At 68.7% G+C, this 901-nt stretch carries 1 protein-coding gene; it reads left to right on the plus strand.

All coding sequences use genetic code 11. The features are described 5' to 3' along the window. Positions 1-111 precede the first annotated feature (111 nt). Positions 112-901, plus strand: a 790-nt coding sequence (locus tag JFB92_RS25005) for a SigB/SigF/SigG family RNA polymerase sigma factor (protein ID WP_233163801.1), incomplete at its 3' end; no start/stop codon positions are given.

The raw sequence follows: 901 nt of genomic DNA on the forward strand, positions 1-901 counted from the left end.
ACAACTCGTCAGATGCCTTGTCCCCGGATGGCAGGAGCGGCCGTGTCGCGGTCGCGTGGACGGTGCCGGTGTCGATGCCGGCGGTCAGCAACGGGCCCACGAGGAGCGATCATGAAGGAGCAGACAGCACAGCGCCATCGCACCGAGCCGGGCGAGTACGACCACCTCGCGCCCCTGTTCGGGCGGATGCGGGCGCTCGATGAGGACGATCCGAAGCGTGAGGAGCTGCGCGCGCGCCTGGTCACCGGGTACCTGCCGCTGGCCGAGCACATCGCGCGGCGGTTCTCGGGCAAGGGCATCGCCAGGGATGACCTGGTGCAGGTGGCGGCGGTCGGGCTGATCCACGCGGTCGACCGGTTCGACCCCGACCAGGGCGCCGATTTCCTCTCTTATGCGGTGCCGACGGTGATGGGGGAGGTGCGGCGGCACTTCCGCGACACCAGCTGGCCGCTGCGGGTGCCGCGTCGGTTGCAGGAACTGCGGTTGTCGATCAACCAGGCCAGCGCCGAACTCTCCCAACGCTTGGGTCGGTCCCCGACGGTGGGGGAGCTGAGTGAGCACTTGGGTCTGTCCGAGGCGCAGGTGGAGGAGGGTTACGTGGCGCGGCAGGCGTATCGGTCGGTCTCGCTCGACGAGGCGCCGTTCGCCTCTGGCGACCGTGCGCCGTTGGCCGAGACGGTCGGTGAGGAGGATCCGGCGATCGACCTGGTGGAGAATCACGAGTCGCTGGTGCCGTTGATCGAGGAGTTGCCGCAGCGGGAGCGGCGGATTCTGGCGTTGCGGTTCGTGGGGGATATGACGCAGTCGCAGATCGCCGAGCAGGTGGGGATCTCGCAGATGCATGTCTCGCGGTTGCTGAACCGGATGCTGTCCGAGCTGCGCGAGGGCCTGACCACCACCC

This window comes from Glycomyces salinus, from assembly GCF_016428645.1.
Classification (GTDB): domain Bacteria; phylum Actinomycetota; class Actinomycetes; order Mycobacteriales; family Micromonosporaceae; genus Glycomyces; species Glycomyces salinus.